This is a genomic window from Ralstonia insidiosa (genome assembly GCF_008801405.1).
In the GTDB taxonomy this organism is placed as follows: domain Bacteria; phylum Pseudomonadota; class Gammaproteobacteria; order Burkholderiales; family Burkholderiaceae; genus Ralstonia; species Ralstonia insidiosa.
The window spans coordinates 1,810,159-1,826,391 of the sequence record NZ_VZPV01000001.1 but is presented as its reverse complement, the minus strand read 5'-3'; the positions used below and the strand labels follow the sequence as shown (position 1 = coordinate 1,826,391).

Here is a 16,233-nt window from a genome sequence, read left to right as displayed (position 1 = left end):
CTCCCACCACTCACTGATCGCTTTCGTTTTATTCATGCAGGAAGTCACCGTCTATTCCGATGGCGCATGCAAGGGCAACCCCGGCCTTGGCGGCTGGGGCACCGTGCTCGTCTCGGGCGGCCACGAAAAAGAGCTCTTTGGCGGCGAGGCCGTCACCACCAACAATCGCATGGAGCTGATGGCCGTCATCGAAGCGTTTCGCGCGCTCAAGCGGCCGTGCCGGGTCAAGGTCTACACCGATTCGCAGTACGTGCAGAAAGGCATCAGCGAATGGCTGGCCGGCTGGAAGGCACGCGGCTGGAAAACGGCCGACAAGAAGCCCGTGAAGAACGATGACCTGTGGCGCATCCTCGATGAACTCGTCGTCACACACGAGGTGAGCTGGCACTGGGTCAAGGGCCATGCTGGCCACCCGGGCAACGAACGCGCCGATGCGCTCGCCAACAAGGGCGTGGAACTGGCGCGCAAGGCAATCCAGACCGGCGCCTGACGCTTCTTACTTGCAAGCTCGCAGATGGGCGCGCTGTCACCAGCAGTGCAACGCGTGCAGCAGAAGAAACCCAGGTTTGACGCAGGTCCAAACGCCTTCGTAATGACATTGCATTCATCGACTCGCGCCATACACTGGAGCAAAGGCGGCGCACGGTGCATCGCCGTTTTTTCATGGAGGCCGGCCATGAAATCGATTGAATTCCCCGCGGGCACACCCCGCTACTGCGCGGCAGATCTCACCCTCACCTGCACCGCCAGCGTTGACGGCACCTACGCCTGCTATGCGGTGACGGCGGAGGCACTGGAAGAGCATTTCGGCGCCCGTTCCTGGCGGCAGGAAGATCTGCTGCAGGCAATGGAAACCCATCGTGGGACCATCGAAGACATGGCCCGCTCACTGTTCAAATTGACTGATTCACACGACATCGTGCTGCGCAGCGGACACTTCCGCTTTGGCATGTAGCTCGACATCTCAGGAGGTGACGTCACCCCGGTTGCGTCACTTGCCAGGCACGTTCGCCCGCACCAGAACAGCGAATAGCCTTGGGGGACCGGGGGAGAAAGGGGCGCCATCCGGGACAGCGGACAACATCGGCAGGGCCTCGCCACCCACCCATTTTTGGAGGCACGCCGTGCAAGCACCGATCGATCTCTCTCTCGAAGTCTTTCGCACTCAGCTACAAACCGCCCTGCACACCCTGACCACCCTGGAGGAAACGCAAGAACGCGCGCTCAAAATCACGCTCAAGGGCGTGGAAGATGCAGAGCGGCGTGCACTGCAAGCCTGCGCCTCGGTTTCCGAGGCCGCCAACTGGGAAGACCTGGCCTCGCTGCCGGCCGCCCTGCTGCAAACCCGCATCGAACAAAGCAGTCGCCTCTTCCAAACCTTCCTGAGCATGGCGAGCGAGCAGCAGAACGCCCTGCTGCAACAGGCCACCACATCAGCGGAAGCCTGGCGCACGCTGGCAACACATTGGGGAGATGAACCGATGATCGCGCCAGTCCGCGCACTGTTCGGCGCGCTGGAAACCGCAGAACTGCCGGGCATGCCGCAAACGCTTCAGCCTTCAGACAAGAAAAAGGCGAGCGCAAAGAACGCTGAGCCCGCCGCCCCGGCGGTGTGAGCACAGAAACTCACCGACGGTTGACGCGCTAGTCAGGCTTGCACTCGTACTTCATCTCGCGCCGACCGTCTTCGTAGACCACTTCCAGCCGGCAGGTGAAGCCCCAGAGCCGGGTGACGTGGCGCACCATCTCTTCGTAGTTGCTGCCCAGCGGGCGGCGGTTGTTCTGCTGATGCCGCATGGTCAACGAACGATCACCGCCCACGTCCACATTGGTGACCTGGATGTTCGGCTCGATGTTCGACAGGTCATACTGGCTGGCCAGCAACTGGCGGATCATGCGATAACCCTCGTCGTCGTGGATGGCGGTCACGCGCAGCTTGGGCTCGCGGTCATCATCCAGTACCGAGAACAACTTCAACTCGCGAATCACCCGCGGCGACAGGAACTGCAGCAAGAAGCTCTCGTCCTTGAAGTTGCGCATGGCAAAGTCGAGCGTCTCCTGCCAATCGCTGCCGGCAATCTCGGGCGCCCAGCGGAAATCCTCATCGGTGGGTGCTTCGCAAATGCGGCGGATGTCCTGAAAGATCAGGAAGCCCAGCGTGTACGGGTTGAAACCGCTGTAGTACGGGCTGTTGTATGGCGGCTGGTAAATCACATTGGTGTGCGCCTGCAGCAGCTCCAGCATGAAGGCATCGTTGACGAGCTTTTCGTCGTACAGCTTGTGCAGGATGGTGTAGTGCCAGAACGTAGCCCAGCCTTCGTTCATGACCTTGGTCTGACGCTGCGGATAGAAGTACTGCGCGATCTTGCGCACGATGCGCACGATCTCTCTCTGCCAGGGCTGCAACTTGGGCGCGTTCTTCTCGATGAAGTAGAGAAGGTTTTCCTCCGGCTCTGGCGGAAACTTCGGTTCCGGCTCGGGCGCATCGTCTGCGGTGGCCAGCGCATGCGCACGGTGCTTGGGCAGTGTGCGCCACAAGTCATTGACCTGCGCCTCCAGGTATTTTTCGCGTTCGTCCTGGCGTGCCTGCTCTTCGGTAATCGACAGCTTCTTGGGCCGGCGATAACGGTCCACACCGTAGTTCTGCAGCGCGTGGCAGGAATCGAGCAGCAACTCCACTTCTTGCTCGCCATAACGGCGTTCGCATTCGGCCACATAGCTCTTGGCGAACAGCAGGTAGTCGACGATGGCGTCGGCGTTGGTCCAGGTGCGGAACAGGTAGTTGCCCTTGAAGAAGGAGTTATGGCCGTAGCAGGCGTGCGCGATCGTCAGCGCCTGCATGGGCATCGTGTTCTCCTCCATCAGGTAGGCGATGCAGGGGTTGGAGTTGATGACGATCTCGTACGCCAGCCCCATCTGGCCACGCTGGTAGCCACGCTCGGAAGCTAGAAAGTGCTTGCCATACGACCAGTGGTTGTAGCCCAGAGGTAAGCCGGACGACGCATAGGCATCCAGCATCTGCTCTGCGGTGATGATCTCGATCTGATTCGGATACGTGTCCAGACCAAACTCGCCGGCAATGCGGGCGATGTTCTGGTCATAGAGCTTGATCAGATCGAAGGTCCATTCCGAGCCAGTCGAAAGATAGGCCATGCTCGTTCCCCGTTGACTCCGTCACACGCTGCCGCGTGCTCTCCGAAGCAGCGCCGCGGGCACTGCCGTTCAGGTGGTGCGCTTCTGGAACAAATCGTGCAACACCGGATAGATTTCGTCAGCTTTGAGGATGCGCTGCATCGCGAAGTTCTCGTATGCAGCCTGCACCGTAAGATACTCCTCCCACAGGTTCTGTGGCTCCGTCGAGACCACCTCGATGTAGGCGAAATACTGCGTCACCGGCAAGATCGATTCGCGCAGCAGCTGGGCGCAAAGCTCTGAATCCCCCGCCCAGTTATCACCGTCCGATGCCTGGGCACAGTAGATGTTCCACTGGCTCGGTGGGTAGCGGTCATGGATCACTTCCGTGACGAGCTTGAGCGCGCTCGATACCACCGTGCCGCCAGATTCACGTGAGTGGAAGAAGTCCTCCTCACTCACCTCCTTGGCTACGGTGTGGTGACGGATGAAGACGACGTCGATCCGCTCGTAGTTCCGCTTCAGGAACAGGTACAGCAGCATGAAGAAGCGCTTGGCAAGATCCTTGCGCTGTTCATCCATCGAGCCCGACACATCCATCACGCAGAACATCACTGCCTGCGCCTGAGGGCGCTTGCGTTGCACGCGATTGTTGTAGCGCAGGTCGAGCTTCTCGATAAAAGGCACACGGTCCAGGCACGAGCGCAGGTGCCGCATCTCTTTCGTCAACTCCAACGCGCGCGCACAGTACGGCCCGTCGTTCTGGAGCACCTCGTTGTACTCGGTCTCCAGTTCATGCAGGCGCCGCTGATACGGGCTGGATAGCGCAATGCGGCGACCGAGGGAGCTGCGCATCGTGCGCAGGATGGACAGGTTCGAAGGCGTGCCGTCCAGCGAGTAGCCGGCGCGCACCTTGCGCACTTCCGCGATCTTGGCCAAGTGACGCTTGGCCATGTCGGGCAGTGCCATGTCCTCGAAGAAGAAGTTGAGGAAATCCTCGCGCGAGAGCGTGAAGACAAAGTCGTCCTCGCCCTCGCCTGAATCGCTGGCCTGAGAGCCCGCACCGCCGCTGCCCTGCTGCTGACGGTCAAAGCTGTCGCCCCGGACAAACTGCCTGTTGCCGGGGTGGACGCCTTCGCGGCGCCCGCCCGAGCCGTGGTGAAACATGGGCTCGGAGATGTCCTTGACCGGAATGGACACCTGCCCGCTCTGTTCGATGTCCATGATCTTCCGGCCGGACACCGCCTTGGCCACCGCGCGACGAATCTGGTCCTTGTAGCGCTTGATGAAGCGCTGCTTGTTGACGGTACTCTTGCCGCCGCCGTTCTCTCGCCGATCGATGATCGTGCCCATGTGGCTGCCCTCGGTTGGAAGTTATCTGCTTCGCGCCTCTCCTTAAGACGACTTCCGTACGCGCAGATACCACTCCACCAGCAGGCGCACCTGCTTCTCCGTATAGCCCTTCTCCACCATGCGGTTGACGAAGTTCTCGTGCTTGGCCCGATCGTCGTGCGACGACTTGGCGTTAAACGAGATCACCGGCAGCAGATCTTCCGTGGTCGAGAACATCCGCTTTTCGATCACCGCGCGCAGCTTCTCGTAGCTGGTCCAGAGCGGGTTCTTGCCCCCATTCTTGGCCCGCGCGCGCAGCACGAAGTTGACGATCTCGTTGCGGAAGTCCTTCGGGTTGGAAATGCCCGCCGGTTTTTCGACCTTCTCCAGCTCGTCGTTCAAGGCGCTGCGATCGAGAATCTCGCCGGTATTCGGATCGCGGTACTCCTGATCCTGGATCCACAGGTCGGCAAACACCACATAACGATCGAAGATGTTCTGCCCGTACTCCGAATACGACTCCAGATAAGCGGTCTGGATCTCCTTGCCGATGAACTCCACATAAGGCGCAGCGAGGTACTCCTTGATGTAGGACATCAGCTTGGATTCGGTCTCCGGCGCAAACTGTTCACGCTCGATCTGCTGCTCGAGCACGTACAGCAGGTGCACCGGGTTGGCCGCCACCTCCGCCCCATCAAAGTTGAAGACCTTGGACAGCACCTTGAAGGCAAAGCGCGTCGACAGCCCGGTCATGCCCTCGTCAATACCGGCAAAGTCGCGGTACTCCTGATACGACTTGGCCTTCGGGTCGACATCCTTGAGGCTCTCACCGTCATACACGCGCATCTTGGAGAAGATGTTGGAATTCTCCGGTTCCTTGATGCGCGTGAGCACCGCAAACTGCGCCATCATCTTCAGCGTGTTCGGTGCGCACGGCGCGTTCGACAACGAACTGTTGCGCAGCAGCTTGTCGTAAATCTTCACCTCGTCCGACACGCGCAGGCAGTACGGCACTTTGACGATGTAGATGCGGTCGAGGAAAGCCTCGTTATTGCGGTCAGACTTGAAGCTCTGCCACTCCGCCTCGTTCGAGTGCGCCAGAATCACGCCATCAAACGGGATCGCACCAAAACCCTCAGTGCCCTTGTAGTTGCCCTCCTGCGTGGCCGTCAGCAATGGGTGCAGCACCTTGATAGGCGCCTTGAACATCTCCACGAACTCCAGCAGCCCGCGGTTGGCCAGGCACAGCCCGCCGGAGTACGAGTACGCATCCGGATCGTCCTGCGGATAGTCCTCCAGCTTGCGGATATCGACCTTGCCGACCAGCGACGAGATGTCTTGATTGTTCTCGTCGCCGGGCTCCGTCTTGGAGATCGCAATCTGCGAGAGCACCGACGGATGCAGTCGCACCACACGGAAGCGCGTGATGTCGCCGTTGAACTCATGCAACCGCTTGACCGCCCACGGCGAAGCAATTGAATTCAGATAGCGCCTTGGAATGCCGTAGTCTTCCTCCAGAATCTTGCCGTCTTCCTCGGGCGAGAAAAGCCCGAGCGGGGACTCGTGAATGGGCGAGCCCTTGAGCGCGTAGATGGGAATCTGCTCCATCAGCGCTTTCAGCTTTTCAGCCAGAGAAGACTTGCCGCCCCCCGGAGGCCCGAGCAGATAGAGAATCTGCTTGCGCTCCTCAAGGCCCTGCGCGGCATGCTTGAAGAACGAGACGATCTGCTCGATCGTGTCCTCCATGCCGTAGAACTCCCGGAAGGCCGGGTAAATGCGGATGACCTTGTTGAAGAACAACCGCGACAGCCGAGGATCGTGGTGGGTGTCCACAAGTTCGGGCTGGCCGATTGCAGCAAGCATGCGCTCGGCTGCGGTCGCATAAGCGGTGGAGTCTTTCTTGCAGATATCCAGGTACTCCTGGATGCTGTACTCGTCCTCTTTGCGAGCTTCGAAACGCGTAGCGTAGTGGCGGAAAATATCCATATCTCCCCCGTAGATTTCTTCCTCACCACCAGCATGGTTATGCTGGAACGAGGCTAGTTCTTGCGTGCGTTGAATGCGGTACTTATTCCACTGTAGACCAATCACGGATGAGCACAAGAACGCTTGAGTCTGCCAAGCGGTGCACAACCAATCGTGATCGCATTAGCGCTCGACGTGATGCAGTGCCAAATCGCAACGGCTCGCAATCGCATCAGCATATTCATGCGCAGCAATCTGTTGTCACCACTCGCACCGTTGATGCGCCCACGCGGGGTGGAGCAGAAAGCGTACCCAGTTCCACGGGTGCGCTCGCATGTTTGTACGTAACCGATCTGTATGAGTTCCCACCAACCGCCCCAACAGAAGCAGGGGTTATCCCGGCCCCGTTCGCGTTCAGTGCTTGTTGTGGTGTTGCATGCGTAGCGACCCTGGCGGCCTCCCCGTTGTGCCGGCAACTTTCCTTCCGTTGCGCAACGGTCAATTGCACATAACGGGGCGAGTGGCCTCGATTCGGTGCAAGCGCCACGCGCACGAAGCAAGCGGGTTGATTGTCTTTTTTTACGCCAGCGAGGAGATGCCGAAGCGTGCGCGGGAACAAATAACGAAAGACGGCAAAGAAAAAAGGCCCTCGGCGATTGCCAGAGGGCCTTTCTTTTGCGATTGCTCGCGAATTTGGTGGTGGTACAGCTACAAAACAGTCACTTGTAACCTTTATTAGTCGGCCAATCCATTCGTCACAATTCCGAAAATACCCCCAAAAGTACCCCCATACAACCTGCTACCCTGCACTGATGGAGCTCGCTGCTGGCCGGCAAAACCCGGCAAGATAGGTGCAGTAAAAGGCACTCATTGCGCTCGCCCTAGAACTACATCTGCACGGAAAGCTATGCCGAGACCATCTGCGCAACTACTGCTGTCGAGCATGGAAGACCGGATCCGGCAACTGGAGGCTGACGTTAGCAGGCTTCGAAAAGAGGCATCCCGAGTAGAGGGCGCATTGGCAAAGCTGGTGAACGCGCTCTTGGAGACCGACGCTGACGACGCGCGGACGCTCAAAGTCTCCCTCACCACCGACGAACTGCTTGTGCAGCGGTTCTCTGCCTTCCTGGAATCAAGGAAACCAGTCATTGAGCGCACCATCCACGGATTCGTTCAGGCTGAGCTACAAGGTATGCCTTCGCCCTCATCTAGACTGCGAACAGACAACGGAGAGGTGCAGGTCCACGACGGCCTCGCGGCCGTTGCAGGCACGCGCGACGTTATTACGACGACCGAAGCCGCTGCCGTTCTCAACTTCAAAGAAAGCACCTTGCGCAAGTGGGCTTGCTTTGAACGTGGGCCGATTCGCCCGGTGCGCATTAACGGCCGTCTCGGCTGGCGCGTTACGGACCTCGCCGCACTCTTGAACGGGGACCAACCGTGACTCGAGATAGGCATTTCAGCGTCTTGCAGTGTCTATCGCTTGACGCCGGTGGTCACAGGATTCCCTCCTCAAATTCGCGGCGATAAATTTCAGCGCTCACGGGCGGTCTTTGGCGCCATGACTGCGGGGATGCATCCCCCCCCTCCCCCTAATCGGTCATAGCGAACGGGAACACGTGCCGTAGGCTTTCCGCACCCTCGGAAATCCCGCTGTTGGCCCTGCTCATACTAAGAATAAACAGAGCTCGACTGAACCATGCGGCGAACCTCTGTCGTTGGTTCGAATATAACCGATCACTCAAACAGTCACCCCACCCGAACAAACCCCGATTTTGGGCGCACGTATCTCGGCTTTTTCGTCGCTCGCATCCGAGTTTCACCGATACGTCGATATAGAATTTGAATATCGATGCTTAACAAAAACTTGCAACTAGGCGTTCACGCATGCGTTGCGAGCAGCCATACCGAAATGGCTAGCGGGTTGGCCCTCTGTCGAAAAATAACAGGACAAATACATGGATTGGTACGACCTCGATAAAGTCTTGGCAGCCGCGGAACTGCCGGAAGTCGCACGCCGCCTTGGTATGGATGTCGAACAGCGCGGTGCGAATCTGATCGCGCGCTGTCCCTTTCACGAAGACACGCGGCCCTCACTCGTGCTGTACCCAAGCGACGGAGGCCAACATTCGCACTTTCACTGCTTTTCGTGCCACGCCCATGGATATGCAGTCGATCTTGTGAAGAAAACTCAGGGCCTCGAGTTCCGACCAGCCATTGAATGGCTGGCTCGCAGTCTGGGCATTCCACCCCAACCAGTTGCTGCTGGTCGGGGGAGCACACAGAAAGCTCCGCGCGAAGATGCACTTACCTTTGCGCAGCGGGTCTTCGACCAAAGGCACAACGAAACAGCATTTGTGGAATGGTGTAAGACCAGGCGCTTTGACCGAGACTTTCTCTTTGACTTCGGCCTGCGCTATCGGCCGAAGGCATCCCGGAACTGTTCGACGTGAAACCCCTTTTTGGACTCCAACCCGATGCGCACTTGGGCACTCTTGATCCCGTATTCCTGCAGCCGTTCTGACAGCTGACGCAAAGACATCCGCTTCCCACCGTTGCAGGTCGCCCACGGCTTTTCCTCGTCCTCGCAGAGGGCAGCCAACAGGTCGGCGGAAAAGATGCGCAGCACAGCCTTCGCCTCAATGACCTCTTGAATGTCTGCCAGCAATTGCGTACCCGTGCTCTGCCCCTGCTCAGCCTGCCCGGACAGCTTGAGGGCCGCGGCAACCGCAAGCGTCGGCCACTGTGCGGCCGCCACCTCGGCAATCTGAAACAGAGGCTCCCAATTGTCGGCGGCGCGATCATGCAGCGCTTCTGGCAACGCGGGACGAGCTAGTCGTACGGCTTCGGCGTTATCGTCTGCCCAACGGGCCAGCTTGGAGCGCAGGCCATCGAACAAGCCCGGTTCTGCGTGGCGCAGCTTGTCCACGGACTCCGTGGGCAACTTCCGGCGCAACTCTAGGGCAATCGACCGATCCATCAGCGTGTCAGCCAGTTGACCGATACCAGCGATAGCCTTTGCGCCCCAAACGAAGAACTGCTTGGGCGTGTGGTCGTCGCCAACGGTCCGGATCACGTATGCGCTCTCACGCGTGTGACCGCAGTTCAGCAAGCCGCGCAGTTCCTCGTTCTCACGCATGAACGCGTCTGCCTCATCGATCAGCACCGTGGGATGCCAAAGATCAATGGAGCGGAACAACGCCGCAGGGGTGACGTTGCTTGCGGGCAGCGGACGATTCACCAGCCGCCCCATCAGGGAAAGCAATTGCGACTTACCGCAGCGTTTTTCCGGGGCAACGATCGCCGCGATCGGCGCCACATCGACCACATCGATACACCACGTCATGGCCACCCACAACGCAACGGCATGTGCCGTTTCCCATTGACAGACGATAAAACGCCTCACCATCAGGGCGATCTCTGTCAACAACGTTGCACCGTCCACCGAGCCGGGCCATGGATAGACCTCCGAGAACGGCGTATCAGCTTGACTCTTTACCTCACCACGTGCGGCCTTCACCATCCGGTCGAGGGTGTGGAGTTGCACACCCATACGCTGTGCTTCAGCTTTGCGCATGCGGTCATACGCCAATGGCTCGAGCGCCGCCAAGCGCGCGATGGCCTGTTCGTCGGTCTCAACCACCGTGCTTTGCTCGGCCGCACCATCAAGCCCTTTTCCGCACCATACGGCTTCGATGCAATCCCGCACAACACAGTGCCCGCACAACATAGCCAGATCGTTGAAGTCTGTAGCGCCTTCCGGAGACCCGTGGCCGAAATCAGGTACGGCCAGTCGTGCGCCGATAACCCGAGCTGCTTCCTGTGCTTTGGTCAAACCCGGATTACCAGAGGTCCCGATATCGTTGTCGGCGCAGACAATAATCGGCACGTCAGGCATCTCGCCACGCAGTGCCTGCGCTACCGCCAACACGTTCCCCGCGCTCATGGCAGCGGCCACCGAGTAGCCAGTGGCCTCATGCAAGCTGCACGCCGTCGCCCAGCCCTCGCAGATCAGCAGCGGAGCATTAGGGCCGGGCTTGCCGCCGACAGCGCTGTAGCAACCCATCACCGCACCACCCGACTTGAAGCGCTTGGAACCGTCCGGCTGAATGAATTGGAGACTACGCAGCTTGCCAGCCGCATCACGCAGAGGGATCAGCAAAGCATCACCCCACTGCTTTGCACTAACCGGTTTGATGCCTTTGCGCTCGACGTAGGCGTGACCGGGATCAACGTTGCGAGCGCGACTCCACAGTTCTGCGCATTTGGTCGCGGCTTCTTCCGCCACTCGGGTGCGCTCCGCAGCGGCTTCTGCCTTGGCCCACTCCACCATCCGCTCGCGCTCAATCAACTCAGCTTCGGACAATGCATGCGCGTCATCGGCAAAGAACAGGCAATCTTCGCCTTTCCAGTTGCGAACCATCCCCCCTTTCCCGTCAAAGAAAAGCTTAATGGACGCATCGCCTTTGCCATTGTTACCGCCCAGCACATCCGAGCGGTGCCACCGCCCATCGGGGGGAACATCCTTATTCACGATGCCAACATGAGCGCAGGCTCGCGCCAGGGCGTCTTTCAAATCGTGCCCTTTCAAAACTGACGTGTTCATGCGGGCACCCGTCATTGGGCCACCTTCGGACGAGCGGACTCGCGGGCTTCGATCCAGGCGTCCACATCGCACTGGCGCCACGCGACGGAGCGAGCTCCGAGCCGCACGGGCGCGGGGAATTTGCCGAGACGAACCCATTCATACAGGCACGATTTCTTTACGCCAACGGCGTCCAGAACGCCAAGGAGGCGGAGCAGTTTTGTAGCCATTTATCGCCAATTCATAGAAACGGGCGACCCAAAGTTGGCTTGTTTTTTTTCTGAATTGCTTTCGGATTGAACCCGTCGTATTGAACCGCCAGGGGCTTCATCGAACTAGGAAGTTCGTGCAGCGTGTGCCGGTAACCTCCATGGCGGACAGATTCAGGCTATACCGCACCAGAGGCTTCGCGCAAGAAAGCCCCGTAAAACCCAACCTTTGCAAAACAAAGGCGGATGTAGATCGCTATACAGTAGAGAGGGCGAGTCCTCTTGACGAAGTAAGGACCACGGAAGTGCAGACGAAATTTAGTGTTGCCTCTGCTAAACAAGAACCATCAACTTGCGGACGCCGTAGGTGCGCCGCAGACATGCGACAAGGATCGCCATGCCGACTATGGCAGAGGCATGAACGGTCTGCTCAGCGCCGGCAGCAACCGATCATGTCTACGCGGAACCCTTGAGCGGCAGCACCTTCGCGCCATGCCTCAACTCGTCCAAGTAGTCGGCCCAAGCCTGCATCATCTGCTTACGCACAGCCAGGAAAGCAACGCGGTCATACGCCGCGCCATTCGGGTCCTTCTTCTTATGCGCTAGTTGCAGCTCGATCACCTCGGCGTCAAAGCCCCCAATCTCGCGCAGCATCGTGCGCGCCATAGGACGAACGCCGTGGCCGGTGAACTCGTTCTGTGTATCGATACCCATGCGTTTGAGCGCCGCGTTAATGGCGGCTTCCGACATGGGTTTGTGTTTATCCCTTGCACCGGGAAAAACATAACGCCCGTGGCCGGTCAGCGCGTGAAGCTCGCGCAGGATAGCGACGGCTTGAGTAGCAAGCGGCACGATGTGGGCGACGGCTCCTGGCACGATATGGGCGACGGCTCTTTTTTTGGATGCCACAAAACGCCATTCGGCAGCATCTAGATCAATGGCCTCCCATTCCGCTTTCCGCAGCTCACCGGGTCGGACAAACAGCATGGGGGCCAGCAGCAGCGCGCACTTCACCACGAACGTACCGGTGAAGGCATCGAACATGCGCAGCAACGCGGCAACCTCTTTGGGATCAGTCGGCGCCGCGAAGTGCCTCCCCTTGGCAGGCGGCAAGGCTCCACGCAGGTCGCCCGATGGGTCGCGCTCTGCCCGCCCAGTGGCGGCGGCATAGCGGAAAATCTGCCCGCAGGTTTGCAGCACCCGGTGCGCGGTATCAAGAGCCCCGCGAGACTCGACGCGTCGACACACTGCCAGCAGGTCGGGAGCCTTGACCTCGGCAATAGGCCGGCCACCGAGCCAGGGGAACACATCATTCTCCAAACGGCCCATCACCTTCTTGGCGTTGCTTTCAGACCAGCCCGGCGCGTACTTGGTGTGCCACTCACGGGCGACAGCTTCGAAATTGTTCGCCGCACGCTCGACCAAGGCCACCTTCTGCACCCTGCGTTCGACCGATGGATCAACCCGTTCACCCAACAAGCGCCGTGCTTCGTCGCGCCGTTCGCGCGCCTCTTTCAGGCCAACTTTCGGATAGACGCCAAGGGCCAGCAGTTTCTCCTTGCCGGCAAACCGATACTTCAGTCGCCAGTAACGCTTTCCTGCAGGCGTGATGTAGAGGAACAAGCCGCCCCCATCAAACAACTTGATCGGCTTGTCACCAGGCTTCGCGTTGCGCACTGCCGTGTCTGTGAGCGCCATTTGGGGGTATCTCCGCCTAGGGGTCTAGGATGTACCCCCTAAAATACCCCCACATACCCCCGGCTGTCGATGACCGTGAGCGCACGCCGACGGAAAGAAAAAACCCGCGAAGCCTTGAGCTTTCGCGGGTTTTTGGACTTCCAGGGAACTCACCGGAAGTGTATTTGGTGGGTGGTACAGGGATTGAACCTGTGACCCCTGCCGTGTGAAGGCAGTGCTCTACCGCTGAGCTAACCACCCGAAAACTGCTGCCGGGATGCGGCGAAAACGAGATTATGGCGAAAAGCTGCGCCCGTGTAAAGCCCCCGGCTGCACTTTTTTTCTTCGATCTCGCATCAAGCCGCCGGAGGCGTGGCTTCCGACTCTTCCCGGGTCCAGACAGTCTTGCCGCCGCTGGCCTTGTCGATCTCCTTGAGCACGCCAGCATGGGCTTGGGCTTCCGCCTCGGTGGCCAGTAGCACCGGCAATTCAAGCGCGCTCAAGTCAACGGTGGCGGCCACTGCCGAAGCGCTCTCGCCGCCTTCCAGCATGTCGATTACCAGCGTGTTCTGGCCGCGCGTCATGGCCAGGTAGACCTCGGCCAGCAGTTCCGCATCCAGCAAGGCGCCGTGCAGCGTACGGTGCGCGTTACTCACGCCCAGCCGGTCACACAGCGCATCCAGCGAGTTTCGCTTGCCCGGGAACATCTGGCGCGCCTCGCGCAACGTATCGATATGCCCCGAAAGATGTTCGCGGAAGGGTGGCAGCCCCAGGCGCTGGAATTCCATGTCCAGGAAGCCCAAGTCGAACGCGGCGTTGTGGATGATCGCCTCGGCGCCCTGCACGTAGTCACGGATCTCGTCGACGACTTCCGCAAACTTGGGCTTGTCGGCCACAAACTCGTTGGTGATGCCGTGCACCGCCATCGCGCCTGCGTCGATCTCGCGCTCAGGGTTGATGTAGAAGTGCAGATTGCGGCCGGTCAGCCGGCGGTTGACCATCTCCACACAGCCGATTTCGATCACGCGGTCGCCGGTGGCAGCGTTCAGGCCCGTGGTTTCGGTATCGAGGATGATCTGTCGTGTCATACGTCCACCTACCCGTTACTTGAAGACGACGGTCTTGTGGCCATTGAGCAGGATGCGGTGTTCGGCATGCCACTTCACTGCGCGGGCCAGCGCCACGCATTCCACGTCACGGCCGACGGCGGTGAGCTGCTCCGGGTCCATGCTGTGGTCCACGCGCTCGATCTCCTGCTCGATGATCGGGCCTTCGTCCAGGTCGGCCGTCACATAGTGGGCCGTCGCGCCAATCAGCTTCACGCCACGCTCGTGTGCCTGGTAGTACGGCTTGGCACCCTTGAAGCTCGGCAGGAACGAATGGTGGATGTTGATGGCGCGGCCTTCCAGCTTGCGGCACAGGTCGTTCGAGAGGATCTGCATGTAGCGCGCGAGCACCACCAGATCGATCTGCTGCTCCTGGGCAATTTCCCAGATGCGGGCTTCTTGCTGCGCTTTCTGTGCGTCAGTCGCTTGCAGCAGCGGCAGGTGCATGAACGGCACGTCGTACGACGCGGCCAGTTGGTAGAAATCGCGGTGGTTCGAAACGATAGCGGCAATCTCGATCGGCAGTTGGCCTGCGCGGGCGCGGAACAGCAGGTCGTTCAGGCAATGACCGATCTTCGAGACCAGGATCATCACGCGCGGCTTGATCGCGGCGTCGAACATGCCCCACTGCATCGAAAACCGCTCACCGATGGGTGCAAAGCGGTCGCGCAGCGTCTGCAAGTCCAGCGGCTGGCCCTGCGGCACGAAATGCACGCGCATGAAGAAGCGGTTGGTGAACTCGTCGCCGTACTGGTCGGAATCGAGAATGTTGCAGCCTTGCTCGAACAACAGACCGGACACGGCATGAACGATGCCGGGCTGGTCCGGGCAGGACAGGGTGAGGATGAAACCGGAGTGACTCATGAAGCGTTTTACGTATTGTTGTCAGGCGCGAACCGTTGCGGCACAACGGACGGAATCAAGCGCGCCAGGGCACCGAGGGTGACGAGCGTGGCGTCCACCGTCATCGCGCAATCCGCCATGATATCAAGCGCGGCGTCGGGGCTGGCGCGCAGGTGGCCAGCCACCTCGCCGTCCTGATTGGCGGGGGTGAAGCTGGCGGGCAGCGTCAGGTCAAAGGCAAACAGGGTCTCGTTCTGGATGCCTTCGGGCACGGCACGCAGGACATCGATCGTGCCGCGCAGCACCAGCCGGGCCGCCAGATCGGCACCGATGCCCGCCTCTTCCCAGCATTCTTTTTCCAGTGCGCGGCGCGCGTCGAACCCATGGCCGATACCGCCGGCGACGAGGTTGTCCCACATACCGGGGTCGATCGGCTTGGTGTTGGCACGGCGGGCCAGCCAGAGCATTGGCTCTGTGCCGTCGATCAAGCCGTTCATGTGGGCGGCGTACGTCCGGATACCGAAAAAGCGCGCGGCTGCGCGTTCGACCAGCGCCAGCACAGGCGTGCCCCAGCCGGTGTTGACGGCGAATTGCTCGTCGCGCCAACCGCGTACGTGCCCCTCCTCGGCCAGGCGCGCAATCACCTCCGCCAAGGCGGCCGTGCGATCGCCCTCGGTGGCGAGGGTGCTACGCAAATCGACCCGACCTGCCGATACCTCGAACCACTGCGGCCAGCGGCCAAGCAGCGCGGCGCGCCCGGCATCCAGCCAGCCAACGCGCTGCCCCCCAACGATCCAGGGCACCAAAGCTGCGGCGTCAAAGGCGTTGCGGGCCGCCAAACCGTCAACAACCCGATGAATACGTGAGTCAGTCATGCGATCACCGCGCACAGCAGCATGGCATTGTGCTTTCCGCGCCGTGCCCGAATGTGCTGTTCATGCGCGATAATGTGCTGTTAGTAGACGCCATCATCAGATTGGAGAAACAAGGATGGATGAAATCGACGAGCTGTCGGATCTGCCGACCCCGCGCTTTATCTGGGGCTTCGCCATTGACGTCACACCGTCCGGCGAAGTGTCGCACGATGAATTCGAATACCTCACGCACACGCGTTCGCCGCGCTTCACGTGCCGCGTGGTGGAACTCGAAGACATGCCCGCCGAGCCGGAAGACGATGGCGATATCGATGGCCGCATCGTCCACTTCGAAAACCCCAAGCGGATGTTCTACATCACCGATTTGGGCCTGGCGCTGATGAACTTCACGCTGTTCGACAAGGTGGACAACAAGGCCAAGCTGAAGAACGCCTGCGACGAAGCCATCGCCGACTGGCTGACCCGCCGCGATTTCCTCGATTCAGAGGAAGACGACGAGGAGTAATCCG

The 16,233-nt window shown here is 60.0% G+C and carries 15 protein-coding genes and 1 tRNA gene; 6 read left to right on the top strand and 10 right to left on the bottom strand.

The features are described from left to right. Window positions 1-34 precede the first annotated feature (34 nt). The 3 genes from rnhA (at window position 35) to F7R11_RS08740 (ending at window position 1,616) form a co-directional block, all read left to right on the top strand. Window positions 35-490, top strand: a complete 456-nt coding sequence (gene rnhA, locus F7R11_RS08750; protein WP_021194827.1) for a ribonuclease HI — start codon at window positions 35-37, stop codon at window positions 488-490. A gap of 186 nt (window positions 491-676) precedes the next feature. Beyond that, window positions 677-955 (top strand): DUF1488 family protein, encoded by a 279-nt coding sequence (locus tag F7R11_RS08745; protein WP_021194828.1) that lies wholly within the window; start codon window positions 677-679, stop codon window positions 953-955. Window positions 956-995: 40 nt separating this feature from the next. Continuing rightward, window positions 996-1,616: a hypothetical protein gene (locus F7R11_RS08740; RefSeq protein WP_151180522.1), complete on the top strand. Its 621-nt coding sequence runs from the start codon at window positions 996-998 to the stop codon at window positions 1,614-1,616. A gap of 28 nt (window positions 1,617-1,644) precedes the next feature. Here F7R11_RS08740 and F7R11_RS08735 read toward each other — a convergent pair whose 3' ends face one another. The 3 genes from F7R11_RS08735 to F7R11_RS08725 all read right to left on the bottom strand — a co-directional run bounded on the left by F7R11_RS08735 (window position 1,645) and on the right by F7R11_RS08725 (window position 6,450). Beyond that, window positions 1,645-3,153: a SpoVR family protein gene (locus F7R11_RS08735; RefSeq protein WP_064802653.1), complete on the bottom strand. Its 1,509-nt coding sequence runs from the start codon at window positions 3,151-3,153 to the stop codon at window positions 1,645-1,647. 69 nt (window positions 3,154-3,222) lie between these two features. Next, a complete protein-coding gene (locus tag F7R11_RS08730; protein WP_021194831.1) occupies window positions 3,223-4,485 on the bottom strand; it encodes a YeaH/YhbH family protein in 1,263 nt (420 codons plus the stop codon). Between the two features lie 42 nt (window positions 4,486-4,527). Further along, window positions 4,528-6,450 carry a PrkA family serine protein kinase gene (locus tag F7R11_RS08725; protein WP_064802651.1) on the bottom strand — a complete coding sequence of 641 codons (1,923 nt, stop codon included), beginning with the start codon at window positions 6,448-6,450 and terminating at the stop codon, window positions 4,528-4,530. Between the two features lie 922 nt (window positions 6,451-7,372). Here F7R11_RS08725 and F7R11_RS27490 point away from each other — a divergent pair. Continuing rightward, complete coding sequence (locus F7R11_RS27490; protein WP_315853980.1) at window positions 7,373-7,873, top strand: helix-turn-helix domain-containing protein; 501 nt, start codon at window positions 7,373-7,375, stop codon at window positions 7,871-7,873. Window positions 7,874-8,387: 514 nt separating this feature from the next. Next, window positions 8,388-8,882 carry a CHC2 zinc finger domain-containing protein gene (locus tag F7R11_RS08715; protein ID WP_082932802.1) on the top strand — a complete coding sequence of 165 codons (495 nt, stop codon included), beginning with the start codon at window positions 8,388-8,390 and terminating at the stop codon, window positions 8,880-8,882. Here F7R11_RS08715 and F7R11_RS08710 read toward each other — a convergent pair. The 7 genes from F7R11_RS08710 to F7R11_RS08680 all read right to left on the bottom strand — a co-directional run bounded on the left by F7R11_RS08710 (window position 8,846) and on the right by F7R11_RS08680 (window position 15,724). Then, on the bottom strand, window positions 8,846-11,035 hold the full coding sequence (locus tag F7R11_RS08710) for a DUF3631 domain-containing protein (RefSeq protein WP_082932872.1): 2,190 nt from the start codon (window positions 11,033-11,035) through the stop codon (window positions 8,846-8,848). The two genes, F7R11_RS08715 and F7R11_RS08710, sit on opposite strands and share 37 nt — an antisense overlap. 11 nt (window positions 11,036-11,046) lie before the next feature. After that, a complete protein-coding gene (locus F7R11_RS08705) occupies window positions 11,047-11,244 on the bottom strand; it encodes a helix-turn-helix transcriptional regulator (RefSeq protein WP_064802646.1) in 198 nt (65 codons plus the stop codon). Window positions 11,245-11,679: 435 nt separating this feature from the next. Further along, window positions 11,680-12,921: a tyrosine-type recombinase/integrase gene (locus tag F7R11_RS08700; protein ID WP_064802643.1), complete on the bottom strand. Its 1,242-nt coding sequence runs from the start codon at window positions 12,919-12,921 to the stop codon at window positions 11,680-11,682. A 165-nt stretch (window positions 12,922-13,086) separates the two neighbouring features. Continuing rightward, window positions 13,087-13,161 (bottom strand) — tRNA-Val (locus F7R11_RS08695). A 95-nt stretch (window positions 13,162-13,256) separates the two neighbouring features. Continuing rightward, complete coding sequence (gene dnaQ, locus F7R11_RS08690) at window positions 13,257-13,988, bottom strand: DNA polymerase III subunit epsilon (RefSeq protein ID WP_064802641.1); 732 nt, start codon at window positions 13,986-13,988, stop codon at window positions 13,257-13,259. Between the two features lie 15 nt (window positions 13,989-14,003). Further along, on the bottom strand, window positions 14,004-14,870 hold the full coding sequence (gene purU / locus F7R11_RS08685; protein ID WP_064802639.1) for a formyltetrahydrofolate deformylase: 867 nt from the start codon (window positions 14,868-14,870) through the stop codon (window positions 14,004-14,006). Between the two features lie 8 nt (window positions 14,871-14,878). Then, window positions 14,879-15,724, bottom strand: a complete 846-nt coding sequence (locus F7R11_RS08680; RefSeq protein ID WP_064802638.1) for an NUDIX hydrolase — start codon at window positions 15,722-15,724, stop codon at window positions 14,879-14,881. 115 nt (window positions 15,725-15,839) lie between these two features. Between F7R11_RS08680 and F7R11_RS08675 the strand changes: the two genes are divergently transcribed. Then, a complete protein-coding gene (locus tag F7R11_RS08675) occupies window positions 15,840-16,229 on the top strand; it encodes a hypothetical protein (protein ID WP_021194849.1) in 390 nt (129 codons plus the stop codon). Window positions 16,230-16,233: the final 4 nt, after the last annotated feature.

What these genes read in the sequence shown, in the direction of transcription:
- rnhA (WP_021194827.1), top strand. Translation starts at nt 35, where the DNA reads ATGCAGGAAGTCACCGTCTATTCCGATGGCGCATGCAAGGGCAACCCC.
- F7R11_RS08745 (WP_021194828.1), top strand. Translation starts at nt 677, where the DNA reads ATGAAATCGATTGAATTCCCCGCGGGCACACCCCGCTACTGCGCGGCA.
- F7R11_RS08735 (WP_064802653.1), bottom strand. Translation starts at nt 3,153, where the DNA reads ATGGCCTATCTTTCGACTGGCTCGGAATGGACCTTCGATCTGATCAAG.
- F7R11_RS08730 (WP_021194831.1), bottom strand. Translation starts at nt 4,485, where the DNA reads ATGGGCACGATCATCGATCGGCGAGAGAACGGCGGCGGCAAGAGTACC.
- F7R11_RS08725 (WP_064802651.1), bottom strand. Translation starts at nt 6,450, where the DNA reads ATGGATATTTTCCGCCACTACGCTACGCGTTTCGAAGCTCGCAAAGAG.
- F7R11_RS27490 (WP_315853980.1), top strand. Translation starts at nt 7,373, where the DNA reads ATGGAAGACCGGATCCGGCAACTGGAGGCTGACGTTAGCAGGCTTCGA.
- F7R11_RS08715 (WP_082932802.1), top strand. Translation starts at nt 8,388, where the DNA reads ATGGATTGGTACGACCTCGATAAAGTCTTGGCAGCCGCGGAACTGCCG.
- F7R11_RS08710 (WP_082932872.1), bottom strand. Translation starts at nt 11,035, where the DNA reads ATGAACACGTCAGTTTTGAAAGGGCACGATTTGAAAGACGCCCTGGCG.
- F7R11_RS08705 (WP_064802646.1), bottom strand. Translation starts at nt 11,244, where the DNA reads ATGGCTACAAAACTGCTCCGCCTCCTTGGCGTTCTGGACGCCGTTGGC.
- F7R11_RS08700 (WP_064802643.1), bottom strand. Translation starts at nt 12,921, where the DNA reads ATGGCGCTCACAGACACGGCAGTGCGCAACGCGAAGCCTGGTGACAAG.
- dnaQ (WP_064802641.1), bottom strand. Translation starts at nt 13,988, where the DNA reads ATGACACGACAGATCATCCTCGATACCGAAACCACGGGCCTGAACGCT.
- purU (WP_064802639.1), bottom strand. Translation starts at nt 14,870, where the DNA reads ATGAGTCACTCCGGTTTCATCCTCACCCTGTCCTGCCCGGACCAGCCC.
- F7R11_RS08680 (WP_064802638.1), bottom strand. Translation starts at nt 15,724, where the DNA reads ATGACTGACTCACGTATTCATCGGGTTGTTGACGGTTTGGCGGCCCGC.
- F7R11_RS08675 (WP_021194849.1), top strand. Translation starts at nt 15,840, where the DNA reads ATGGATGAAATCGACGAGCTGTCGGATCTGCCGACCCCGCGCTTTATC.